Annotated in this window: 27 protein-coding genes; 21 read left to right on the forward strand and 6 right to left on the reverse strand. The window is 39.0% G+C overall.

Annotated features, from left to right (window positions below; translation table 11 throughout):
• Positions 1 to 52: 52 nt before the first annotated feature.
• A complete protein-coding gene (locus V7D82_RS10380) occupies positions 53 to 1102 on the reverse strand; it encodes a response regulator (protein ID WP_333600913.1) in 1050 nt (349 codons plus the stop codon).
• Entirely contained in the window at positions 1099 to 2286 is a 1188-nt protein-coding gene (locus tag V7D82_RS10385) for a PAS domain-containing sensor histidine kinase (protein WP_333600914.1), read from the reverse strand. Before V7D82_RS10385 ends, V7D82_RS10380 begins: the two co-directional genes overlap by 4 nt.
• Positions 2287 to 2456: 170 nt before the next feature.
• Here V7D82_RS10385 and V7D82_RS10390 point away from each other — a divergent pair, with 170 nt between their 5' ends.
• The 21 genes from V7D82_RS10390 to V7D82_RS10490 all read left to right on the forward strand — a co-directional run bounded on the left by V7D82_RS10390 (position 2457) and on the right by V7D82_RS10490 (position 19335).
• Entirely contained in the window at positions 2457 to 2900 is a 444-nt protein-coding gene (locus V7D82_RS10390) for a hypothetical protein (RefSeq protein ID WP_333600915.1), read from the forward strand.
• 280 nt (positions 2901 to 3180) lie between these two features.
• Complete coding sequence (locus V7D82_RS10395) at positions 3181 to 3612, forward strand: DUF2147 domain-containing protein (protein WP_333600916.1); 432 nt, start codon at positions 3181 to 3183, stop codon at positions 3610 to 3612.
• Between the two features lie 30 nt (positions 3613 to 3642).
• A complete protein-coding gene (locus tag V7D82_RS10400) occupies positions 3643 to 4047 on the forward strand; it encodes a DUF6010 family protein (protein WP_333600917.1) in 405 nt (134 codons plus the stop codon).
• An 11-nt stretch (positions 4048 to 4058) separates the two neighbouring features.
• Entirely contained in the window at positions 4059 to 4271 is a 213-nt protein-coding gene (locus V7D82_RS10405) for a hypothetical protein (RefSeq protein ID WP_333600918.1), read from the forward strand.
• A gap of 171 nt (positions 4272 to 4442) precedes the next feature.
• Entirely contained in the window at positions 4443 to 5369 is a 927-nt protein-coding gene (locus tag V7D82_RS10410) for a GlxA family transcriptional regulator (protein WP_333600919.1), read from the forward strand.
• A 219-nt stretch (positions 5370 to 5588) separates the two neighbouring features.
• The gene (locus tag V7D82_RS10415) at positions 5589 to 6767 is read left to right on the forward strand and encodes a DJ-1/PfpI family protein (RefSeq protein WP_333600920.1); all 1179 of its coding nucleotides are present in this window, start codon (positions 5589 to 5591) and stop codon (positions 6765 to 6767) included.
• Between the two features lie 194 nt (positions 6768 to 6961).
• Complete coding sequence (locus V7D82_RS10420) at positions 6962 to 7801, forward strand: DUF3347 domain-containing protein (RefSeq protein ID WP_333600939.1); 840 nt, start codon at positions 6962 to 6964, stop codon at positions 7799 to 7801.
• 62 nt (positions 7802 to 7863) lie between these two features.
• Positions 7864 to 8145 (forward strand): heavy metal-binding domain-containing protein, encoded by a 282-nt coding sequence (locus V7D82_RS10425; RefSeq protein ID WP_333600921.1) that lies wholly within the window; start codon positions 7864 to 7866, stop codon positions 8143 to 8145.
• 45 nt (positions 8146 to 8190) lie between these two features.
• A complete protein-coding gene (locus V7D82_RS10430) occupies positions 8191 to 8748 on the forward strand; it encodes a helix-turn-helix domain-containing protein (protein WP_333600922.1) in 558 nt (185 codons plus the stop codon).
• An 82-nt stretch (positions 8749 to 8830) separates the two neighbouring features.
• Positions 8831 to 11233, forward strand: coding sequence for a heavy metal translocating P-type ATPase (locus tag V7D82_RS10435; protein ID WP_333600923.1), 2403 nt, complete (start codon positions 8831 to 8833; stop codon positions 11231 to 11233).
• Between the two features lie 97 nt (positions 11234 to 11330).
• Positions 11331 to 11780, forward strand: coding sequence for a hypothetical protein (locus tag V7D82_RS10440; RefSeq protein ID WP_333600924.1), 450 nt, complete (start codon positions 11331 to 11333; stop codon positions 11778 to 11780).
• Positions 11781 to 11797: 17 nt separating this feature from the next.
• On the forward strand, positions 11798 to 12010 hold the full coding sequence (locus V7D82_RS10445; RefSeq protein WP_333600925.1) for a heavy-metal-associated domain-containing protein: 213 nt from the start codon (positions 11798 to 11800) through the stop codon (positions 12008 to 12010).
• 13 nt (positions 12011 to 12023) lie between these two features.
• Entirely contained in the window at positions 12024 to 12500 is a 477-nt protein-coding gene (locus tag V7D82_RS10450) for a DUF3347 domain-containing protein (protein ID WP_333600926.1), read from the forward strand.
• Between the two features lie 8 nt (positions 12501 to 12508).
• Complete coding sequence (locus V7D82_RS10455) at positions 12509 to 14734, forward strand: multicopper oxidase family protein (protein WP_333600927.1); 2226 nt, start codon at positions 12509 to 12511, stop codon at positions 14732 to 14734.
• A 95-nt stretch (positions 14735 to 14829) separates the two neighbouring features.
• On the forward strand, positions 14830 to 15693 hold the full coding sequence (locus tag V7D82_RS10460; protein WP_333600928.1) for an AraC family transcriptional regulator: 864 nt from the start codon (positions 14830 to 14832) through the stop codon (positions 15691 to 15693).
• A gap of 87 nt (positions 15694 to 15780) precedes the next feature.
• A complete protein-coding gene (locus tag V7D82_RS10465) occupies positions 15781 to 16005 on the forward strand; it encodes a hypothetical protein (protein ID WP_333600929.1) in 225 nt (74 codons plus the stop codon).
• Positions 16006 to 16011: 6 nt separating this feature from the next.
• Complete coding sequence (locus tag V7D82_RS10470) at positions 16012 to 17034, forward strand: NAD(P)/FAD-dependent oxidoreductase (RefSeq protein WP_333600930.1); 1023 nt, start codon at positions 16012 to 16014, stop codon at positions 17032 to 17034.
• Positions 17035 to 17072: 38 nt separating this feature from the next.
• A complete protein-coding gene (locus V7D82_RS10475; RefSeq protein WP_333600931.1) occupies positions 17073 to 17666 on the forward strand; it encodes a short chain dehydrogenase in 594 nt (197 codons plus the stop codon).
• Between the two features lie 198 nt (positions 17667 to 17864).
• Complete coding sequence (locus V7D82_RS10480; protein ID WP_333600932.1) at positions 17865 to 18461, forward strand: Crp/Fnr family transcriptional regulator; 597 nt, start codon at positions 17865 to 17867, stop codon at positions 18459 to 18461.
• Positions 18462 to 18532: 71 nt separating this feature from the next.
• Positions 18533 to 18907: a DoxX family protein gene (locus tag V7D82_RS10485; protein ID WP_333600933.1), complete on the forward strand. Its 375-nt coding sequence runs from the start codon at positions 18533 to 18535 to the stop codon at positions 18905 to 18907.
• Positions 18904 to 19335: a DUF1330 domain-containing protein gene (locus V7D82_RS10490; protein ID WP_333600934.1), complete on the forward strand. Its 432-nt coding sequence runs from the start codon at positions 18904 to 18906 to the stop codon at positions 19333 to 19335. The genes V7D82_RS10485 and V7D82_RS10490 overlap by 4 nt, the downstream gene beginning before the upstream one ends.
• Positions 19336 to 19592: 257 nt before the next feature.
• On the opposite strand, the gene V7D82_RS10495 is transcribed toward V7D82_RS10490, so the two are convergent.
• From V7D82_RS10495 to V7D82_RS10510, 4 genes are all read right to left on the reverse strand, one after another.
• Positions 19593 to 20486: a lysophospholipid acyltransferase family protein gene (locus V7D82_RS10495; RefSeq protein WP_333600935.1), complete on the reverse strand. Its 894-nt coding sequence runs from the start codon at positions 20484 to 20486 to the stop codon at positions 19593 to 19595.
• Between the two features lie 34 nt (positions 20487 to 20520).
• Positions 20521 to 20700 carry a hypothetical protein gene (locus V7D82_RS10500; protein WP_333600936.1) on the reverse strand — a complete coding sequence of 60 codons (180 nt, stop codon included), beginning with the start codon at positions 20698 to 20700 and terminating at the stop codon, positions 20521 to 20523.
• A 29-nt stretch (positions 20701 to 20729) separates the two neighbouring features.
• On the reverse strand, positions 20730 to 22133 hold the full coding sequence (locus tag V7D82_RS10505) for an efflux transporter outer membrane subunit (RefSeq protein ID WP_333600937.1): 1404 nt from the start codon (positions 22131 to 22133) through the stop codon (positions 20730 to 20732).
• Positions 22134 to 22152: 19 nt separating this feature from the next.
• Positions 22153 to 22931 (reverse strand): efflux RND transporter permease subunit (locus V7D82_RS10510; protein WP_333600938.1); only part of this gene is annotated, 779 nt, incomplete at its 5' end.

The raw sequence follows: 22931 nt of genomic DNA on the forward strand, positions 1-22931 counted from the left end.
CCGGGGTAACGGAAATGGAAAGCAGACTGCTTTTGGTCAAAAAAATATAACTCTAATTTTTTAGGTTTTCGAGTTTCTGTTCATTAAGAATAATTATCACGGTACCTCGCTTTTCAATTAGTCCTTCGTCGCAAAAATCACTCAGCGTTCGGCTCACGGTTTCCTGAGCTGTACCGGTCATTGCAGCCAAATTATTGCGACTCACCGCTACGGTATTATCCTTGTTTTCTTGTTGGCGGTAAAACTTTAATAAAGCTTCTGCCACTCTTTTTCGCACCGAATTATAAGCCAGTCTCATCAAGTGTTCCTCCTTTTCCCGAACCTGGCTGGATAAGATTCTGATGAATTTTTCGGCTACATCAGGATAGAGGCTAATGAATTCTTCAAATTGCAACTTAGGAAACAACACCAAATGTGTTTCTTCGAGTGTAACCGCGCTGTCAAGATAAACTCCTTCCGAAAACAAGGCGTTGGTTGCCAAAAAATCATCGGCCTCAAAAATACCCGTAAGTAACTCACGCCCGTCTTCTGTCAGTTTTGTCGTTTTGACTTTGCCGGAAAGCAACAGCCATATACCATTAACACGGTCACCCTCATCATATATCGTCTGTTTTTTCTTGACTATCATCACTTTGCGTTCCTCCAAAGCTTCTTTGAGCACTCCCAGTCCATCTTTTTTTGAAATGAGTTCTTTAATCTTTTCAAATGATTTACTGTAGAATTCCTGCTGTATTTGTTTTTTTTTGAGCCTTGTTTCAATGGCACTGATGAGTTCAGTATCGTCAAACGGTTTGGTAAGGTAATCGTCAGCCCCCATTTCCATTCCTTTTCGAATATCGATTCTTTCTGATTTGGCCGTGATAAAAATGAAAGGAATAGTTTTAGTTGCTTCCTCAGAATGGAGTATTTCAAACACACCATATCCATCCATTCCGGGCATCATGATGTCACACAGCACTATATCCGGCTGAATTTCCAAAGCCAGTTCAGCTCCTTTTTTCCCATTGTCTGCCTCAAAAACTTCATATCCTGATAGTCTCAGGATTTCAACAACATTTTCTCTAATATCGTTGTTGTCTTCAATGATTACTACTTTGGTCATATTTTATCAAATAAAAGTGTGAATAAAGTTCCTTTGTTTACGTTACTGTTGAATGTTATTTTTCCTCCCATCAACGAAACGTGACGCGCTACGATATTGAGTCCGAGTCCGGTTCCCGGTATACTGCCTGTATTGTGTGCTCTGAAAAAAGCATCGAAAAGATATTTCTGGTCTTCCTTCGGGATACCGATACCATTGTCTTTGACCATTATTGAGATTGTATTGGCGTTGATTTCTGTAGTGAACTCAATCTTGGCTTTTTCTCCCGAATATTTTACAGCATTGGTAATCAAGTTGACAATGGAATTTTTTAGCAAATTTTTATCGAGACTAACCTCAGTTTCTACACCGTTATGTTGGTAGGTAATAATTTGGGAACCTTTGACTAACAATTGCATTTCTTCGGTAATTTCTTCAGCAAGTTCTTTAAGATCAAAGGCCGCAATCGTGGCCGCTATTTTACCGCTTTCAAGTTTTTCGAGCTGCAGGAAATTATTGAGTATGAAAGTCAGTCCGGCTACAGAACTCTTTATTTTCGCTACATGTTTATTGATGTCATTACTGTTAAAGGGTTCGGCATACTTATCAATTAGTGATGCTGATAAAAGCACCGCACTTAAAGGAGTACGAAACTCATGCGAAGCCATCGAAAGGAATCTGCTTTTCAGCCGATTGAGTTCCTTTTCATTTTCAAGGGAAATACTGATTTGCTCTTGGGCCGTTTCCAATTCCTGAATGGTATCATTGAGGGACTGCGTTCGCATTTCGACCAGTTCTTCTAAATGTAATGCATACTCTTTTAGCCTTTCGGTATCATCTTTCTGCTGAGTAAGGTCATGGATAAAACCAACATAAAAAATATTTTCCGTATAACTCACTTCGCTAACCCCCAGTTTCATTGGAAATTTGGAGCCATCCTTCCTAAGACCCGTTACTTCTCTTCCTATCCCAATTATTCTTGGCTTGTGGGTAACATCATAGCGATGCAGGTACTGATCGTGTTGTAAGCTATCCGGTGGCGGCATGAGCATTGAAATGTTTCTCCCCAGCATTTCTTCGGGTTGGTATCCAAAAAGTTGGCAAGCCGATGGGTTTACATGTTCAATCAATCCTTTGGCATCAATGGTAATGATTCCGTCAATGGCATTTTGTACAATCGCCTGTAATAATTCAGAATTTTTCATTGGTAAGGGCGCTCATTTTTGATTGGATACCAAAAATAGGCAATTAAATTTATTTAATCAAAAAATGACAGAAAGTAAGAATTTGATATCATTCTAAAAAACAGCATTGTTGACCAACATCATTTTTTTAACTGTAAGAGCACCATAGATTTGCTTAAACAAAGACTGCTATGATGGAAAATAAGAATAAATTAAATGTGCTTCTGATAGGTGAAAATATTGAAACGCGAATCGTATTCAAAAACGCAATATCAAAATTGGATCGGTTTTGTCATATTGATGATTACTATTGTTTGGATAAAGCCGTTACTAATCTCGATTTATCACAAGCGGCAAGGCCGGATATTATTTTTCTTGACACCAATAATAGTGCTCAGGATTGCAGTATAGAAGTCCGAAAAATTAAAGAGGCGGAAAAATTCAGGGACTGTTCCCTTGTGGTTTATGATTCTAATTCACACTTGCGCGATACTACTATGATATTTTCGGAAGGGGCTAATGCCTTTATCAACAAACCTTATGATTTTTTTAGACTGAAAAAGATTATCGCAAACTTTGTCAATATGGGTTTGGCATTTGATGCAAAAGGTGATGAAGCCCTATGCCATTTTTAAGGATACTACTAACTATTAAAAAAAACCGTCTTGAAAAACCAAGGCGGTTTTTTTATAATCATTCCAATACAGTCAAAAAACTCGAAGGAATTATTAAATAGTCTTTTCCATAACAAGCAACTTTTTTACTAAATTTAAACTACTGGTAACCAATTACAAAGTTCATTTACAACTGGTATTTTCGTTTGTCCTGATATGACGCACCGTTGTCGTTTTGGTGACGTAAAGGTCAACCTATCTTTGCCTCAACAAAAGAATATTAAATCAAAAAACAATCAACATGAAACTATCTTTACTGGCAGTACTGGCTGCTTTTATTTTACAACTAACCAATGCCGTAGCACAAACAGGTTCCCATGAGGGAGACAAAATTTTGGGCGTATTTTGGTCACCCAAAAAAGACGCAAAAATTGAAATTTATAAAAAAGGTACCAACTACTATGGGAAATCCATTTGGGTTGCCACACCTAGAATGGACTGCAAAAATCCTAATAAAACATTGCGAAGCAGAGAAGTACTCGGCATCGAACTACTGACCAACTTCAAATATACTGACGGTGAATATACCAACGGTTTAATCTATGATCCGGAAAGCGGCAAAACCTACAACTGCAACATGAACTTGAACGGAAACCAACTGAAGGTAAGAGGCTATGTCGGCATTCCGCTTTTTGGACGTACTGAAATTTTTGAACGCGTCGCGACTAAATAACTAAATCAATATTCATTAAAACATAAAAAAATGGTACCTATAGTAATTGGAATTACAACTGCACTATTGCAAATACTAGTATTTGAATTTTTAAAACAATTTAAAAAAGACGCTATCTATGCGCTCACGCTCTCAGGCATTGGCTTTCTGTATGTTGGTTATACCTGGACTGATACAACAACGGTAATTGTTACAGCGATTCAAGCCATTGTTTTTGTACTAATTGCCTACTATGGACTGGTCAAAAATCCCTATATCCTGGCAGCCGGTTATTTTTTACATGGTCTGTGGGACATCGTTTATACCTTTTGGTTTGATGCTGCCTTAATTCCTCCTCATTATGATTGGTTTTGTTCTTCTCTTGACTTTACAGTAGGTATCTACCTTGTTTTAAAGGTGATTAAACAAAAACGAATAAATCAGCTTACAACTTAAATAGTAAAACGATGATAGCGATATTTAAAACCAATGTGCAATTTCAGATGGATGCCCTGCAAATAGTGGACAGTCTGGAAAAGAAATTAGTCAACGCTAAAATAAATTTTGATTTGGAAGACTGTGACAAAATCCTCCGAATAGCCGGAACCAATTCCTCCAAGAACCAATACATCCAGCACTATATGCAACAACTGGGATACTATTGTGAAATTCTTGACTGATATCCGGGTTTATTTTATAAATTTAATACACTGTAACTAGCACAGACAGAAGTAGAAATAAAACTGTTTTGCCCCAAAAAATCCTTATTCACTTGTCAGTTTCTGACGCTAAACTGTCCGGTAGTGCTTCAAGAGAACCATTACTTTTGCAGTATAATTTGAACCATTTATATGAAAAAAATAGCTTTTATCATTCCGCCCACTGTTGAAATTTTAGATTTGGCGGGTCCTCTTCAGGTGTTTACTGAAGCTAAATTTTATGGGTTTGACATTGCCCTTGAGTTTTACGCCTATACTTCTGAAACTATCAGTAATTCAGGCTTAGCCTTTGGTAATGTAGCTCATTATACCGAAGCCAATTTAAAAGAAGGCGATTATATCTTTATGCCTGGAATGAGTTTTGACTATGTAGATTCTATTGCCTTTAGGGCAGAAAAAGATTTTTTCAGATGGTTAAAAGAAATGTCAACCCAGAAAGTATTGGTTTGTTCGGTATGCAATGGTGCTTTTGCTTTGGCGGAAGCCGGTTTGCTGAATGATACGGAATGTACCACGCATTGGAGAAGAATAGATGAATTAAAAGCCAAGTTTCCGAAAGCAAAAGTGCTAACCGATGTGCTTTTCAAAAAGAGCAATAACATTTACACCAGTGCCGGAATCAGTTCGGGTATTGATTTAGCCTTGTTCATACTCGAAGAACTAAAAGGCGCTTTCTTTACTCATAAAGTAGCCAGAGGCTTAGTAGTATATTATCGAAGAAACGACAATCATACCCAAAAAAGCATTTATCTGGATTATAGAAATCACATCAATCCTAAAATACACGAAGTACAGGATTATATGATTAACAATTTATCTGCAGCTAATAGTGTAGAAGAATTAGCCGATCTTGTCGCTATGAGTCCGAGAAACCTAAGTCGAGTTTTTAAAGAAAAAACAGGAACCACTATCATTGAATACCTAACGCTTTTAAGAATAGAGTTTGCCAAAACCTTGGTCAATAATCCCGAATACACTATTGAGTATATAGCTTCCCAATGTGGTTTCAAATCGGCTCGACAGTTGCAACGGATTTTAAAAACTCAAAAAAGCATCTAACCGAACGGGAATTCTATCTCCTTCCTTTTAACATACAAAGGACAGGCCTCAACACTGAGACCTTGTCTTCTATTGCCTTTTCAACAAACAATAAATCAAATACTTAACTGTCCTTTTTTGACGCTTTGTTGGCAGTAGCAAACAAAATGACTGCTATAAATTTGTAGTGTTCAAAACAATAATTTAATCGTGGTTTCCACAAAAAACAAAGAAATGAAAATGAGAAATAAAAAGAAATTCTGGGTAATCATTCCAACATTAATTTTGTCTGTAGTGTTATATACGAGTTGCCAGCCGTATCGCGAATTCAAAAGAGTTCCGGTGTATGAAGGTGTCGTTACTCAAAACCAAAAGCCCTTAACCTATGACAAATCCAAAAAAACGGTGGTCATAGTCGCCAACAATGCCGGTACTGAAATTTTCGATTTGATGGCACCTTACTATCTATTCAACGCCACGGAACAAGCCAATGTGTATGTAGTCGCTGAAAAGAAAAACCCAATCGTATTACTTAAAGGCTTGTTTATTTATCCGAATGCCACCTTTGCCGAGTTAGAGACATTACACATCAAACCCGATGTTATTGTAATTCCGGCTATGGTAAGTGTTTTCCAAGACCCAAAATCGCCTGTCATCCGATGGATTCAAGAAAAGAACAGTACCGATACCAAAATCCTTTCCGTTTGTGCCGGTTCCTTAGTAGCATCAGCCACCGGATTATATGATGGTAAACCCATTACCACACATGCCTCAATGTTTGAGGACAGTAAAGCATTGTTCAAAAACCCGCATTGGGTTCAAAACCTTTCGGTAACTCAAAGTGATAATTTATACAGCACGGCTGGGGTTTCCAATGCAGTGGAAGGAAGTTTAACTATTATAAAAGAACTATTCGGAAAAGCAACGCTGCAAAAAGTAATGCAGGATGTTCAGTATCCTTATGCCGACATTAAAGTGGAACATAAAAGTTTTGCCGTTGAAACAGGTCATAAGTTTACGATTGCCAACAAATTAGTCTTTAGGAAAAACAGAAAAGTTGGGGTTCTCCTGCAAGAAGGCGTTAATGAACTTGCTTTAGCTGCTGTACTAGACACTTATGCCAGAACCTTCCCTTCTGCCCTGGAAACTGTTATGACTAATGGTGTTTCGGTAACCTCCAAATACGGTTTAACAATAATCCCTACCACTACTTTGAAAGATGTAGAATGGGATGAAATTCACGTCCTGATGCCCGAGAACCTTTCAAAAGCTGAGGCTGAAACGTTTAAAGGAACACCTATCATAAAATATCCTTTGGTTGACAAAAACTATATCATCAATGAATGTCTGCAAAGGATTAAAGAACAATACGGCCCTAAGTTTGAAAACATCACAAAACTGTTGTTGGATTACAATTAATTATGGGTCGGCTCCCGTTGAAAAAGCTATCGTAAGTTTCAATCATCAATCATCATAAAGTAATTAAACTTTGCCATACTTATGGTAGAGTTTAATTAACTTTGTTTTAAAGAATAAGGAAATATAGGTTCTCCGTTACTTTTAAGCTTTTCAAAACTCGTTTTTCTAATAGAGTACTAACTTTAGTTTTAATGATGAATTCCGTAAAAAAAATAGTGATTGCCATAGTGGTTTTGTTAACGGTAACCATAGCTAGTGCCAGAATCAAAAATGCCATTACCCAAACAGTGAAAATATATGGGAATTGTATGGTGAGTAAAGTCGCCATAGAAAAGGCCGGAAATCTAAAAAATGTAGCCAAAGTAACTTGGAATAAAGACACCGGCATGGCTACGCTCACTTATGACCAAAAGAAAACCAATCCGGATGAAATACTAAAACGGATTGCCTTAGCGGGTTATGACAATGAAAAATTTCTGGCTCCTGACAGTGCTTATTCCAACCTTCCTGACGGTTGTCGCTATACTCGTGATGCTAAAATTCCTGTAAAAGCAGTGCCCAAAACAACAGCTCCTGATAGGACAAAAACCGAGTCAACTTCAGAACAGCAGGAAGTCAACCCGCTCCAAGCTGTCTATGATGATTATTTTTCAGTAAAAGACGCCTTGGTAAAAACAGACAGTAAAACAGCGGGGAGCCAATCAAAAGAACTGCTTACAGCCCTTACTACTGTAAAAATGGAGGCTTTGAAAATGGAAGTTCACCAAGTTTGGATGAGCGTTTGGAAAGATATAACGGCTGATGCTAAAGGCATTTCAGAAACAAAAGACATCACAAAACAGCGGAATTTATTCAAGTCATTATCTAAAAATATTTATCAATTGCTAAAAGTAGCCAAACCTACCGAAGCAGTGTATTATCAATACTGCCCTATGCAGGATGCGAATTGGTTAAGCAAAGAAAATGCAGTAAAAAACCCTTATTATGGTTCCCAAATGTTGACTTGCGGCAAAACAGTAGAAACCATCAAATAATGCTTGCCCGAAAACTGCAATTTATGTCAATAAGAAAACAACAATTTTAAAAATAAAATCCAATGAAAAAAATACTCTTTCCGGCCTTAATAATGGCTTCCGTATTGATTTCTTGTAACCAAAAAAACAAAGAAACAACCACAGATCATTCCCATATGATGGGAAAAGACAGTACCATGATGGATCATGACAGCACCATGACGAAGGATAAAACTAAAATGATGGATCATGATGCCAAACTGTATGCCTGTCCTATGCATCCAGAAGTACAAGGAAAATTGAATGATAAATGCTCTAAATGCGGCATGAAATTAACCGAACCTGTTCCGGAGAAAAAAGAATAAAGCGGCTAATTTCTAATTTTGGATCAGGATTGTAAACTGTTTACTATGAAACTCTATATCAAAAATATGGTCTGTCAGCGTTGTGTGATGGCCGTAGAATCTATACTATCATCTCTAGCTATTCCGGAGTATCAGGTCACGCTTGGGGAAGTCACTACTTCAGCCTTGCCCCCGGAAACCATTGCCTTATTGGCAGACAAACTCGACGCTATTGGCTTTGAATTGCTGGATGATAAAAAAAAGCAACTCATTGAAAAGATTAAGGGGCTTATTATTACCTATATTCATCACGATCCTGAGCTGCAGAAGTACAATATGTCGGAGTTTCTCAGTCATGAAATTCCTTTTGAATACAATTACATTAGCAATGTTTTTTCTGAAATAGAGGGCACCACAATTGAAAAATATGTGATTGCCCAAAAAATTGAAAAAGTGAAAGAACTCATCGTCTATGATGAATTGTCCGTACAACAAATAGCAGATCAATTAGGATATAGCAGCGTAGCTTACTTGAGCAATCAGTTTAAAAAAGTCACCGGATTAACTCCTTCGCATTTTAAAAAAATCAGAGACGAAAAAAGAAAGCCTCTGGACCAACTGTAAAAGTTACAATTTTCACCTTGTAATAGTGTAATATCCGGATTTGTATTTTGATAGAACTTTGCCTTATCAAATTATAAAAATTATGAAAACTATTTCTATCGGATTAGAGCAAGTGCACAGCGAACATTGTGCCTTGCTAATAGATAAAGCCATTAGCCATTTAGATGGTGTTGCCCAACACCATGTAGAACTAAACAACAGCTTGGCTAAACTTGAAGTAGATGAATCCCAATTTAAGTATCCCAACTTAGTGACCACTATACAGGATTTAGGATACGGGGTAACCACTATCAAAAAAAACTTCCCCATTACCGGAATGACCTGTGCTTCTTGTGCCGTTAGTGTAGAGAGTATTTTATCTTATGAGCCTGGGGTAATCAAGGCGGCGGTCAATTATGCTAATGGAACGGCTACTGTAGAATACCTTCCCACTATTGCAACACCCGAAAACTTCAAAAGAGCCATTCAAAGCATTGGGTATGATATACTCATTGATGATACCATCGATATCCAACAAGAAGTAGCCACCCAGAAAGACAATCACTACCAACACTTAAAAAAACGAACCCTGGGAGCGGCTTTGTTAAGTATTCCGGTTTTAGTCATCGGGATGTTTTTTATGGACATTCCTTATGCCAATTATATTATGTGGGTTTTAACCACTCCTGTTTTAGGGTATTACGGCAGTAGTTTCTTTACCAATGCCTGGAAACAAACCAAACATCGTTCGGCTAATATGGATACGCTCGTGGCTTTGAGCACCGGTATTGCCTATCTCTTTAGTGTCTTTAATACGCTTAACCCCCATTTTTGGCATGCCAGAGGATTGCATGGACATGTGTATTTTGAAGCCGCAGCCGTAGTGATTACTTTTATTCTTTTAGGAAAAGTGTTAGAAGAAAAAGCCAAAGGCAATACAGCAGCAGCCATCCAGAAACTTATAGGATTACAACCTAAAACCGTTATTCGGATTGCTGAGGATAAAAGTCAAAGTGAAATCCCAATTGCAGAGGTACTAGTTGGAGATTTACTACTGGCCAAACCCGGCGAAAAAATTGCCGTTGATGGTAAGGTAGCCGAAGGCAATTCCTATGTAGATGAAAGCATGATTTCGGGAGAACCGGTTCCGGTAGTTAAACATCAGGGCGAAACGGTATTTGCCGGTACCATTAACCAAAAAGGAGCCTTGCAGTATAGTGCCGAAAAAATAGGCAGCGATACCTTGTTAGCCCAAATCATAACCATGGTGCAAAATGCCCAAGGAAGTAAAGCTCCGGTTCAGAAACTGGTAGATAAAATAGCCGGGATATTTGTACCCATCGTAATAGGTATTGCAGTACTCACTCTTATAACCTGGATGCTATTGGGTGGCGAAAACGGATTTACACAAGGATTATTAGCGATGGTGACCGTCTTGGTTATTGCTTGTCCGTGTGCCCTTGGATTAGCCACACCAACGGCTATTATGGTAGGTGTTGGCAAAGGTGCCGAACAAGGCATCCTAATCAAAGATGCCGAAAGTTTGGAATTAGCCCAAAAAACCAATGTGGTTATTTTTGATAAAACAGGAACCATTACCGAAGGCAAACCATCATTGATTGACCAATATTGGGAAAACGATGCCCCAGTCTTGCAAGAAGTTTTGTTTAGTATTGAATCGCAATCACAGCACCCGTTGGCTCACGCTGTCGTGATGAATTATTCCAAAGCTACCATGCAGACGGTTACCGAATTTCAGGAACTTACCGGTTTTGGGGTTCGTGCTAAAGTACATGGAGCCACCTATTTTATTGGAAACCAAAAATTAATGGAAACCAATAACATCACTTATAGTGAAGCTATAGAAAACTTTACCCGGCAACACGCTTCCCAAGCCCATACCCTACTCTTTTTTTCTGATGCAAAGCAAGTGCTGGCTGTATTGGCTGTAGCCGATAAAATCAAAACTACATCGGTAGCTGCTATTGCCCAATTACACGCTATGGGAATTGAAACCATGATGCTAACCGGCGATACTGAAGCGACTGCCAAAGCTGTGGCAGCTGCCGTTGGCATTACCCATTATCAATCGGGTGCGCTGCCGGAAGATAAACTCAAGGTGGTTAAAGCCTGGCAGGAAAAAGGGAAGCTGGTAGCCATGGTAGGTGACGGAATTAACGACAGTGCTGCTTTAGCCCAGGCCAATGTAAGTATTGCCATGGGGAAAGGTTCCGATATTGCTATGGATGTTGCACACATGACTATTATCAATTCCGATTTGACCAAAGTACCTCAAGCCATTTTGATATCCCAACAAACGGTAGCTACACTACACCAAAACCTCTTTTGGGCTTTCATTTATAATATCATTGGCATTCCAATCGCAGCCGGTATACTGTATCCGTTTAATGGGTTTCTGTTAAATCCAATGATCGCCGGTGCCGCTATGGCATTGAGTTCTGTTAGTGTAGTAAGCAACAGTCTTTGGTTGAAATTAAAAAAGTAAACTGTAAAAGTTACAAATCACAACCAAAATAGCGCAATATTTTTTAGTGGAAAACCTAAGAACTTTGCCTCATCATAATTTAAAAAAATAATCAATCATGAAATCAACATTTATTTATTTAGTACTTTTAGTAGCCCTTTACAGCAATGCTTCTTTTGCCAATAGTTTGGCCAACAAAGAAAGTGATTCCGCTGCTATGGAATTAGGGTCAGCATCCAATTCTACTACATTGAAAAAACCAGATTTAGAATCTGATATGGAGTTATCCGTTGCTTTTTTAACAATGACCATTAATGCTGAAAAAACAATAGAAGAAGTAATTGCCGAAGACAACCAAATCATTGAAAGTAAAATCGAAAGTAACACCTCATCAACTAATGGAAGAACAATAGAAGAGGTCATTTTGGAGGACAACAGCATTATTGAAAGTACTCCCCCAACGGAAGTATTCGCTTTGGACTTTACTATCATTACTAAATTGACTTCTCAAGTAAAAAAATCAAAAAAGCACACCGTTTTTTTTAACAAAACGAGCTTTAAATTATAATTTTAAAATCATCAATAATGAAAACGAAACAGTTTAAAACCAACATCAATTGCCTAGGATGTATAACCAAAGCTACTCCGATATTAAACGAAGTGGTAGGCGAAAACCAATGGGAGGTAAATATCCGGGATAAGCAAAAAATATTAACGGTACCTGCAGAAAACATTGATACAGCAGCCTTACTGGAGCAAGTACAAAAGGCAGGGTTTCAAATTGAAGCCATTAACTAAAAATTATTTTAAGATGAAAACTATAATTATTTTACTGACTATGCTGCTAAGCACGCAATTGATAAAGTCACAAACCAATCCATGGAAACCAGTAGTCCAAAAATACTTTGAACTGGAAAAAGCATTGGTAGCCAGCGACAGCAAAACAGCTGCCGTTAAACTAACCGAACTTTCCAAAGCGATGGCTCCTTTGACTAAAGCTAAAGTTTCGAAGGGAACTTCTAAACAAGTACAAGGAATGCAAGCGGCTATAAATGCTTCGTTACAATCCAATTCTTTGGAAGGCTACAGAACTCAATTCAGTAAACTATCCAATAGTCTTATTGCGCTATCCAAAGACAACAATCTATGGGAAGACAAACTCTATGTGGTTTATTGCCCCATGAAAGAAGCTAACTGGATAAGTTCAACCAATGAAGTAGCGAATCCCTATTATGGAAAAGCCATGCTTAGCTGTGGCTCCGTAAACGCAACCATAACTCCTAAATAAATTAATCTATGAAGAAGATTCTCTTTACGGCTATACTGCTCCCTTTTGTGTTAGTGGCTACGGCTCAAAAAATAGTTCGTTACGATTTGTACGTTCGGGATACTATTGTCAATTTTTCGGGTAAAGAGAAAAGAGCTATCGCTGTAAACGGTCAAATTCCGATGCCAACCCTTACCTTCACGGAAGGAGATATAGCCGAAATTTATGTACACAATGAGTTAGAGGAAGAGACTTCGATGCACTGGCACGGCTTATTTTTACCTAACAAAGAAGATGGCGTTCCTAACTTGACGCAAATGCCCATCAAACCACACACTACGCATAAATATACCTTCCCTATTATCCAACACGGAACCCATTGGTACCACAGTCATACCGAATTACAAGAACAAATCGGAATGTATGGTTCGTTTATTATGAATAAAAAAACAGACGACCCCACCTTTAGAAAAGGTATTGATGATTTACCTACCGTTCCTATTATCCTGAGTGAATGGACCGATATCAAACCGGAAAACGTACACCGAATGCTCCACAATGCCACCGATTGGTTTGCCATTAAAAAAGGAACCACTCAAAGTTATGCGGAAGCCATCAAACAAGGCTATTTCAAAACCAAAGTGGCCAATGAATGGAAACGCATGAATGCTATGGATGTGAGCGATGTGTATTATGATCGATTTTTAATCAACGGTAAAAACGAGAGTCAGTTATCCCAATTTAAAGGAGGTGATAAAGTCCGTTTAAGGATTTCCAATGGTGGCGCTTCGACTTATTTTTGGTTGACCTATGCCGGTGGAAAAATTACGGTGGTGGCCAATGATGGGAACGATGTAGTACCGGTAGAAGTGGATCGATTAATTGTAGCGGTTTCCGAAACCTATGATATCATTGTGACCGTTCCGGCCGATAATACAGGATATGAACTTTTAGCCACTCCCGAAGACCGAACAAAGTCTACCTCATTATATATTGGCGGTGGAATTAAGCAATTAGCTACTCCTCTACCAAAACTGAAATACTTTGAAGGCATGAAAATGATGAATGGCATGATGAAAATGAATGGAGATTTGGATGATATGGGTATGCAAATGTCATTAAACCAAATGGATATGAATGTGGTCATGTATCCCGAAATTACAGGAAATACGAAGCCAAAAGAGGCTACTGACACCATGAAAATGACGGAAAGCGATTATGACAGCAACAAGTTATCCGACATAGTTACGTTAAATTACGCCATGTTAAAATCACCTACTAAAACCAATCTTCCCAAAGACGCACCGGTAAAAGAATTAAAATTTGAACTGTCGGGAAACATGAACCGTTATGTTTGGAGTTTGAACAACAAAGTAGTTTCTGAAACCGACAAAATCTTAATCAGGAAAGGAGAGAATGTTCGAATTACCCTTTACAATGGTTCGATGATGCGACACCCTATGCACTTGCACGGACACGATTTTAGAGTACTCAATGGTCAAGGCGATTATGCACCGCTTAAAAACATAGTAGACATTATGCCCATGGAGACCGATACTATTGAATTCAATGCCAATGTGGAAGGTGATTGGTTTTTTCATTGTCATATCTTATACCACATGATGGCCGGAATGGGAAGGGTTTTTACCTATGAAAACCAAGCCGCCAATCCGTTAATTCCGAATCCCAAATTAGCACAACGCAAACTTTTTGCCGATGACAGAGAATTTCATATCATGGTGGAAAATGATTTTGCCAATAACGGCAATGACGGGGCTTTTATGGTCGCCAATACCCGTTGGAGTATCGGTACAGAATGGCGATTAGGATATAGTGACATGCATGGGTATGAAACCGAAACGCATATCGGCAGGTATATTGGGAAAATGCAATGGCTGATGCCTTTCGTAGGATTTGATTGGAGGTATCGAAAGATGGGGATTGATGAGGAAGAAGAAAACCTCTTTGGGCAATCCAACACAAAAGATGAAAGAGCTGTGCTTACTGTTGGGGTAAATTATACTTTACCAATGTTGGTCATATTTCAATCTGAATTTTTCATGGATGGCCAACTGCGTCTGCAGCTAATGCGGGAAGACATTCCTATATCCAAACGCCTCAGAATGGGTTTTATGATTAATACCGATAAAGAGTATATGTTGGATGCAAGATATATTATCAAAAGAAATTTGAGTGTCAGAACCCATTACGACAGTGATATGGGGTTTGGTATTGGAGCTAGTTTGAATTATTAATGGAATGACTATTGTGCCATAACTTTATCTTTTTTCACATCTCTCCTGCCCTAAAACTTGAGTATCTTTGAAAGAATTCTGAGCACCAAAATACCATGGAAAACATTCCGATAAGACATAGTAGCGAAATCCAAAAGGAACCCAATTTGTCGGGCAGCTTTAGCATAAGAGCTGTTGAAGAACTGCTGCAGGGAAAAGACATGGTACAGGAACTGCACCGTCATGATTTTTATTATATTTTGGTCTTGCCAAAAGGAGCCGGCACTCATGAAATAGACTTTACCACCTATACCATAGAGAATTATTCTATTTTCATAATGCGCCCGGGGCAAGTGCATCAGCTTGCCTTGAAAGCAGGAAGTACCGGTTATTTGCTTCAGTTTAAAACTGATTTTCTGTATGTTCACAACAGTGCTTCTCAAAATCATTTGAACAAAGTATGCCAGCACAATTTTTACAGTCTTGAGCCGGAAGGATTTAAAAAGATAGACTCTATTTTGGCGGAAGCTTTAAAAGAATATGCTACCAAAGCCAAAGGTTACCAAGAAATACTAAAAGCCAATCTTAGCATTTTTCTCATCGAACTTCTCAGACAACGGCAAAGCATCACAACGCCCGCTTCGCAAAACAATTCCTATGCTCAGGAAAAACTGGAGGCGTTTTTAAGCCTGGTGGAAACAAATGCTATTCAATACAAACAAGTGGCACACTATGCCGATTTGTTACATCTTTCTTCCTACCAACTCAACGCTATTACCAAAGCTTTACTTGATAAAAAGCCTTCCGAAATCATAACCGACTACCTTATTTTAGAGGCCAAGCGACAGTTGTTGGCCACTTCAAATCAGGTTAGTCAAATAGCTTATCATTTGGGTTATGATGATGTTTCGTACTTTATTCGGTTTTTTAAAAAACATACAGGGCAAACTCCTGAAAGCTTTCGGCAGAACTCCAAATAAGTCCTATTCAACTTCATTTTTGTCCTAACCGGCAACCTAAGGCGCGAATTACTTTTGTCTCATCCATTAATTCTAAAAGTAATCCGTATGAAAACAAAAATGAAACTGTTAACTTCCTTAAAAATCTGGGTCGTTATTTATCCGTCAATTACTGCTTTCCTGTACCTTTTTGGCAAACCTTTAGCACTATTTCCATTGTACCAAAGAACATTACTCTTAACCATAGGACTGGTTCCTTTAATCGTTTTTATCGGACTGCCTTTGGTCGATTTTATGCTGCGTCAGCTTTCAGCAAAAAAGAATGCAAAATAAACCTTTATGAAAATTGGTAAGGAAACCGTACTGCCCTCTTCCAGACGGGAGTTCATCACACAAAGTGGATTGGCTTTACTGGCCTTTGTTTTACCATTTCCTTTTAAAGAAAATAACAAAATGACAAAAAAACAACTATTTGACGTAATCATCATTGGCGGAAGCTATTCAGGATTGGCAGCCGCTATGGCATTGGGCAGAGCCCTCAAAAAAGTATTGCTGATTGACAGCGGAAAACCCTGCAATGCCGCAACACCTTATTCGCATAACTTCCTTACGCAGGATGGTCAAACGCCTTCAGCGATTGCCGCACTTGGCAAACAACAAGTGCAACAGTATGATACCATAACTTTCTTAAACGGTTTAGTCACTTCAGGGGAAAAGACTGGGAATGGTTTTGAAATTCAACTGGCTTCCGGAGAGAGGTATCAAGGTACGAAACTAATTTTCGCCACCGGTATTACCGATAACATGCCTAACATTGACGGGTTTTCAGCTTGCTGGGGCAAATCCATTATTCACTGTCCTTATTGCCACGGCTATGAAGTGAGACAGCAGCCCACAGGCATATTGGGCAACGGCGACAGCGGTTATGAATTCATCCAGCTTATTTCCAACTGGACCGGGAATTTAACGTTGTTCACCAATGGCAAATCAACTTTAACAGTCGAGCAAACAAAACAACTGGCAAAGCACCAGATTACCCTAATCGAAAAAGAAATAGCAAGCTTGGAGCATCGGGATGGTTACCTCAACGCCATAGTTTTCAATGACGGCTCAGAGTTATCGCTGAAAGTGCTGTATGCGCCTCGCCCGTTTACACAACATTGCTCCCTTCCGGAAACCCTGGGCTGCGAGTTAACCGAAGAAGGCCACCTCAAGGTTACTCCTTTTCAGGAAACAACCCTGGCAGGCATTTATGCCTGTGGCGACAATGCTTCCCGCATAAGGACTGTTGCCAATGCTATTGCCATGGGAACCACAGCAGGTATAGCAGCCAGTAAAAAATTGATCTTAGAACAGTTTTAATCATCAAAAAATCAATACAAATTTTAAATCAGAACAACATGAAAATCATTATTGTCGGTGCTACAGGCACCATGGGAACGCACTTAGTAAATGTTTTGGAAAAAGAACACGAAATCATTAAAATCGCTTCCAACGGCGGAGACATTCCAACCGATATTACTGCTACGGAATCGATAGAGAATATGTTTAAACAAGTGGGACCATTTGACGCCTTAATCTCAACTGCAGGGCCAACCTTTGTAGGCCCGTGGAATAAATTGAATGACGCAACCTTCCGAAAAGGGGTAGAAGGCAAAATGATGGGCCAAATCAACTTAGTCCTGATTGGTCAGCATTATATTAATCCAAAAGGATCCTTTACTTTAATCACTGGTGCTTTAACCCATGAGCCACAAGTAAACTTTGCCAATGCCTCAGCGGCCAACGGTGCTGTGGAAGGATTTGTTCGTGCTGCGGCTATCGAACTGGAAAATGGCATTCGTATTAATGCCGTAAGCCCTACTGTTATCGAAGATTCTCCACACTACTTTCCTTACTTTCCGGGAGAAATTCCAACCACTATGCGTCAATTGGAATTTATGTTTCGCAAAAGTGTATTTGGCAAAGTAACCGGACATGTAATCACTCCTTAATCGCCAACGCGATAGTATTCGTAGGTCATTATTGGCAATGGTAATGACCTGCGTTTTTACGAATTCGTTTCAATCATCCCCCAAGGTGCCATGGGGAAATCAAAATCAAAAAAATCATCTTCATTGCCCTAATCCCTAGGTTATTCTATTCGAGACTGTTTTTAGGGATACCGAGACTGCTTTTAGTTAACTTTGCCTATGCCCAAAACAAAATCATCCCCGCGAGACACGGTTCAAGATTTCCTTGACTATATGCAGTCTATTGGCTCATTTGAGCCTAGGGAATTAGAGTTAATGACCAAAATCATTAAGGTGAAAACGGTAAAAAAGGGGGAAACTGTTTTGGCTTTAGGCGAAGTTTCTAATTTTTATTTTGTCAATAAGGGCTGTTTAGGGACTACTTATATTACCGATAATGGTACAGAATTTATCCGATGCCTGGCCATGGAAAAGTCTTTTTGCTGGGCAATCCCCAGTTTTCTGAGTCAACAACCGACCAATGAAAGCATTGAGGCTTTATGCAATTCGGAGATACTAATTATGAGTAAAAAAAACTTTGACCTTTTAAATGACAAAAGCGTCAATTTCAGGAATGCTTATCAAAAAGCGCTTGAAATGCTTTGCATAAACTATGCTTCCCGAGTGGAGAGTTTTTTAACCATGGATGCTAAATTCCGGTTTGAAACTCTGATGAAAAAGAATCCTGTCATCGTTCAACAATTGCCTAATAAGATAATAGCGGCTTATTTGGGCATAACCCAGGAATCTCTGAGTCGGATAAAAAAGCAAATTTAATTTCTTATCATTTATCAATTTTATTCCAATTTTAGGGTGGTAGGTTTGCAGAAATTTAATCCCTAAAAATCATGGAAGCAAAAAACAAAAAAACTACTTATTTATATTGGACGCTTTTAATCCTATTAGCCCTCTTCTTTGCCATAAGTGGTTTTATGGAAATCACGAAAAACCCATCCACTTATCCCAAAACGCTGCTAATGGGGTATCCTCCCTATTTTATACTAACGCTTGGTATTTCAAAAATTTGTGGTGCCATTGTCTTGGTAGTACCTAATGCAAAACGGCTGAAAGAATGGGCTTTTGCCGGTTTTACTTTTGATGTAGTTTTTGCTTTTATATCGGAACAGGCTATAAACAGTAATGTTGGTTCAATAAAGGCTATGTTTGTATTTTGTATCCTAATGCTGACCTACTCTTTATTCTTAAAAAAACGTACTCTATGAACAAAAAATATCTAATGCCGACACAAGAAGCAGGGCGAGACTTTGTCATGAAGCAAATTCAAGGCAGTGTTGTTATGCTCAATATGATTCGTTTTCGTGACATAGCTGACTATTCCGCTACTCCGGAGCTGATGCCGAACGAACCAATAAGCGGCAAACAAGCCTACGATTTATACATTGACCATACTTTACCTTTCTTGACAAAATCAGGCGGAGAAATTTTATTTATGGGGGAAGGCGGCGCTTTTTTGATAGGTCCTGCCAATGAACATTGGGATGCTGTTTTGTTAATTCGACAGAACAGTGTTGATAGTTTTCTGGCCTTTGAATCCAACCAAGATTATATGAAAGGCATTGGACATCGAACTGCAGCATTGGAAGACTCTCGACTCTTACCCATAATTGAAAACAAACCACCACTAAAATAATCCTATGAAGAAAATAGTACTACTATTGGGTATCCTAATCAGTATATCATTTAGTGCCAAGGTGCAGGAATTTGAAAAAAAAATTGATACCCTTATTGAACAGCTAGCCTACAAACTCTAATCGCAGGTCGCGTTATTTTAATTAAAAAAAGTCCCGAGCATCACCTCGGGACTCCAACAATAACCAATTCTCATCCATCACTCTCCTCCGCTACCTAACCCGCGGTACACTCTCTTTTTGGATGATGCGCTTTGTTTTATTGCAATAGCATTGCTTTGTCAAAAAATCGTTTGCTGTATTCGTTTTTATAAGCATGCTTCCATCGTTTGTGACTCCAGAGATAGTTTTCCGGATTGCTTTTGATGGTTTTTTCCAATTTCTCAGTAAAAATGGTGGTAATGATTCCTGTTTTATATTGGCTTGTAAAATCAAAAACCGGTGTTACTACGAACTTGTACTGTCCTCTTCCCTCGTGTATCATTTCGGCAAAAAGAGTGGGTGTCTTATGAGCTGCCGTGTATAATTCTGTTCCGCTAATAAAGGCTGTTCGCTGCGATAAAAAGGAAGTCCAGAAGCTTTTTTTAGGCACATTCGGATTTTGATCCGCTACCAATATCAAAACATGTTGCTTATCCGCAAAGGCTTCCATTTCTCTTTTCATATTTTTGGAAGAGACCATTTTGGAACCAAACCGGCTTCTTATTTTAAACATCAAATCGTTGAACGGTTTACTGGTCAACGGTTTATAAGCCACCACTATATTGGTACTTTTCAGTACCGAAGCAATATGCGCATTGGCCCATTCCCAATTGAATTGATGTCCTAAATACACATGGCAATTTTGATGATTGGCCAGTATTTTTTCAAGCTCAGTATAATCTGCTGTTATGTGAGTTTGCAATTCTTTTTCGGTCATCGATAGCAATTTTATGGTTTCGATAAAGTGATCGCAAAAATTGGTATAGAATTTTTTCTCAATAGCAGTCCGCTCCTTAGCCTCCAGATGAGGAAATGATTTGGCAACATTTTCCTGAACCACTTTACGGCGGTACTTGAAAACATTATAGAGTAAGTAAGCACATCCATCGGAAAAGAAATATAATATTCTTAACGGAATCAGTGAAATCGGGTACAACAGCAAGGCAATCATTGGTCGTTTATTTTTAATGTTATTGGTTAAAATATCAATTGGCAAACACCTCGTCTATGTTAAACAATTGGAAATCTAATTTGAAATCTGTCTTTTGGTTTCCCGTTTCTTTTTGAATTTCTTCCTTTTGGATTTCGGTTTTATAGTTTTTTGCACCATCCATTTCATGATTGGCGACACATTTCATAGTGTCAAAAAAAGATATCGTTTTCATTTTTATAGTAGTTTGATTTATAGTTTAGATTATTCCCATCCTCCGCCTAGCGCACGATACAATTCCACATTGGATGCCAATCGTTCTTTTTTCAAAGTGACTAATTCCAATTCGGCCTGCAACAGATTGCCTTGGCTAATGATGACTTCCAAATAAGTAGCCATGCCGCTTTTGAAAAGTAAATTGGCGTTGTCGACAGCTTTTTGAAGCGTTTCCACTCGTTGATTGGCAATAGTATATTCTTGCGCTTGTTTGTCAATTTTGGCCAAGGCATTCGAAACTTCGCTGACCGCCACCAAAACCGTTTGTTTAAATTGCAATACTGCTTGTTCCTGTTCAACTTTAGCGATATTATATTGGGTTCGCAGTTTTTTACTGTTTAACAAAGGCGCCGTAAGACCACCGGCAACCGAACCAAATAAGGAAGCCGGAATGTTGAACCAATTGTTCAGTTCAAACGAATTCACACCACTGGCTGCCGTAATAGTGAGCGATGGATACAAGCTGGCTCTGGTAATACCCACTTTGGCATTGGCCGCTTTTACTGCTAATTCTGCGCTTTTCACATCGGGGCGTTTGCTGAGTAATTGCGATGGAATTCCGGGCGAAAGATTCTCTTTTACCACAATGGCTTCCAGTTTGCTGGCTCTTTCCTTAGCTTCCGGAAACGTTCCTGATAGCACACTCAATGCATTTTCCTGAAGCTGAATATTCTTTTCCAGTTCCGGTATCAATTGCGCAGCAATAAGACGTTGCGCTTCGGTTTGTTGTTTGGCTAACAAAGTCACTTGCCCTGCTTCATATTCTAAATTGACAACGAACAATGTGCTGTCGTTTAAGGCTAAGGTTTTCTTAGCAATATCCAACTGCGCATCCAGCATTAGTAAATCATAAAAGCCTTTGGAAACTGTAGCCACAATGGTCGTTTGCAATGCTTTTCTAGCTTCAGCTGTTTGCATATATACCGCTTGAGCCGCTCTTTTCTGGTTTCTGATTTTGCCCCAAATGTCGGCTTCCCAGGAAAGATTCAATCCGGCGGAATAATCTTCTACATGGTTTTGATTCAATGATTGGGCAATGTTGATTCCGTTCAGACTGTTTTCTGAAAGTCGGGTGCTAGTAGCGTTAGCAAATGCATTGACCTGAGGCACATTTCCCCATTTCGTTTGTTTGAAACGCAAGTTGGCAATAGCCAGGTTTTTATCCGCAATCTGCAAATCGTTATTTTTGGCCAAAGCCACATCGATTAAACTAACCAAATCAGCTTCTTCAAAGAACGATTTCCATTTGATATCGGCTATGTTGGTGGTGTCGGAGGTCGTATCATTTCTGTAATTTCCCGGTACCTCAGCCTTTGTTTTTTCCTGAGCCATAGTGGTGAAGCCTGTTAGTATCGCTAACATCACCAAACTCGTTTTTATATAGTGTATCATACTCTGATTTTATTTAAAATTATACTTCGGCTCTTTTTTCGTTATTCAAAACAGCCAACGGTTTCCCGGTTACTTTTTCCTGTAAAAATTGGAACACGATGAAAAGCACCGGAATGATAAAGATGCCTAACAGCACTCCCGAAATCATTCCGCCGGCGGCTCCAATACTAATCGAATGGTTCCCCAAAGCTGACGGTCCTGTGGCGCGCATCATTGGCGTAAGCCCCACAACAAAAGCAAAGGAGGTCATGATGATTGGTCGCAAACGTAATTTGGCCGCTTCTAAAGCTGAAGCCAACAATGATTTACCTGCTTTTCTTCTTTGCACGGCATATTCCACAATCAGGATGGCATTTTTGGCCAGCAATCCGATAAGCATGATTAAGGCAACCTGCACATAGATATTGTTTTCAATTCCGGTTAAACCAATAGCGGCAAAGACTCCGAAAATTCCCGTTGGTATTGACAATAATACTGCCATCGGGAGGATGTAACTTTCATATTGGGCAGCCAATAAGAAAAACACAAACAACAAACTCAATCCGAATATCATGGCTGATTGTCCTGAAGAGGTGATTTCTTCATTGGTCAAGCCCGAGAATTCGATGGTGTAGCCTTTTGGCAATTTGGTTTCGGCTACTTCCTGAACAGCTTTAATGGCGGCACCGGAACTAAATCCAGGTTTGGCAATGGCATTAACTCCAATAGAATTAAACAGATTGTATCGCGAAGCCGTTTCCGAACCGTTAATCGGGATCATTTTTACCAAAGAAGCTATAGGCACCATTTCACCATGTC

Source organism: Flavobacterium sp., assembly GCF_036741995.1.
GTDB lineage: Bacteria > Bacteroidota > Bacteroidia > Flavobacteriales > Flavobacteriaceae > Flavobacterium.

Coding starts and splice junctions, on each gene's coding strand:
- V7D82_RS10380 (WP_333600913.1), bottom strand. CDS start 1,102: ATGACCAAAGTAGTAATCATTGAAGACAACAACGATATTAGAGAAAAT.
- V7D82_RS10385 (WP_333600914.1), bottom strand. CDS start 2,286: ATGAAAAATTCTGAATTATTACAGGCGATTGTACAAAATGCCATTGAC.
- V7D82_RS10390 (WP_333600915.1), top strand. CDS start 2,457: ATGATGGAAAATAAGAATAAATTAAATGTGCTTCTGATAGGTGAAAAT.
- V7D82_RS10395 (WP_333600916.1), top strand. CDS start 3,181: ATGAAACTATCTTTACTGGCAGTACTGGCTGCTTTTATTTTACAACTA.
- V7D82_RS10400 (WP_333600917.1), top strand. CDS start 3,643: ATGGTACCTATAGTAATTGGAATTACAACTGCACTATTGCAAATACTA.
- V7D82_RS10405 (WP_333600918.1), top strand. CDS start 4,059: ATGATAGCGATATTTAAAACCAATGTGCAATTTCAGATGGATGCCCTG.
- V7D82_RS10410 (WP_333600919.1), top strand. CDS start 4,443: ATGAAAAAAATAGCTTTTATCATTCCGCCCACTGTTGAAATTTTAGAT.
- V7D82_RS10415 (WP_333600920.1), top strand. CDS start 5,589: ATGAGAAATAAAAAGAAATTCTGGGTAATCATTCCAACATTAATTTTG.
- V7D82_RS10420 (WP_333600939.1), top strand. CDS start 6,962: ATGAATTCCGTAAAAAAAATAGTGATTGCCATAGTGGTTTTGTTAACG.
- V7D82_RS10425 (WP_333600921.1), top strand. CDS start 7,864: ATGAAAAAAATACTCTTTCCGGCCTTAATAATGGCTTCCGTATTGATT.
- V7D82_RS10430 (WP_333600922.1), top strand. CDS start 8,191: ATGAAACTCTATATCAAAAATATGGTCTGTCAGCGTTGTGTGATGGCC.
- V7D82_RS10435 (WP_333600923.1), top strand. CDS start 8,831: ATGAAAACTATTTCTATCGGATTAGAGCAAGTGCACAGCGAACATTGT.
- V7D82_RS10440 (WP_333600924.1), top strand. CDS start 11,331: ATGAAATCAACATTTATTTATTTAGTACTTTTAGTAGCCCTTTACAGC.
- V7D82_RS10445 (WP_333600925.1), top strand. CDS start 11,798: ATGAAAACGAAACAGTTTAAAACCAACATCAATTGCCTAGGATGTATA.
- V7D82_RS10450 (WP_333600926.1), top strand. CDS start 12,024: ATGAAAACTATAATTATTTTACTGACTATGCTGCTAAGCACGCAATTG.
- V7D82_RS10455 (WP_333600927.1), top strand. CDS start 12,509: ATGAAGAAGATTCTCTTTACGGCTATACTGCTCCCTTTTGTGTTAGTG.
- V7D82_RS10460 (WP_333600928.1), top strand. CDS start 14,830: ATGGAAAACATTCCGATAAGACATAGTAGCGAAATCCAAAAGGAACCC.
- V7D82_RS10465 (WP_333600929.1), top strand. CDS start 15,781: ATGAAAACAAAAATGAAACTGTTAACTTCCTTAAAAATCTGGGTCGTT.
- V7D82_RS10470 (WP_333600930.1), top strand. CDS start 16,012: ATGAAAATTGGTAAGGAAACCGTACTGCCCTCTTCCAGACGGGAGTTC.
- V7D82_RS10475 (WP_333600931.1), top strand. CDS start 17,073: ATGAAAATCATTATTGTCGGTGCTACAGGCACCATGGGAACGCACTTA.
- V7D82_RS10480 (WP_333600932.1), top strand. CDS start 17,865: ATGCCCAAAACAAAATCATCCCCGCGAGACACGGTTCAAGATTTCCTT.
- V7D82_RS10485 (WP_333600933.1), top strand. CDS start 18,533: ATGGAAGCAAAAAACAAAAAAACTACTTATTTATATTGGACGCTTTTA.
- V7D82_RS10490 (WP_333600934.1), top strand. CDS start 18,904: ATGAACAAAAAATATCTAATGCCGACACAAGAAGCAGGGCGAGACTTT.
- V7D82_RS10495 (WP_333600935.1), bottom strand. CDS start 20,486: ATGATTGCCTTGCTGTTGTACCCGATTTCACTGATTCCGTTAAGAATA.
- V7D82_RS10500 (WP_333600936.1), bottom strand. CDS start 20,700: ATGAAAACGATATCTTTTTTTGACACTATGAAATGTGTCGCCAATCAT.
- V7D82_RS10505 (WP_333600937.1), bottom strand. CDS start 22,133: ATGATACACTATATAAAAACGAGTTTGGTGATGTTAGCGATACTAACA.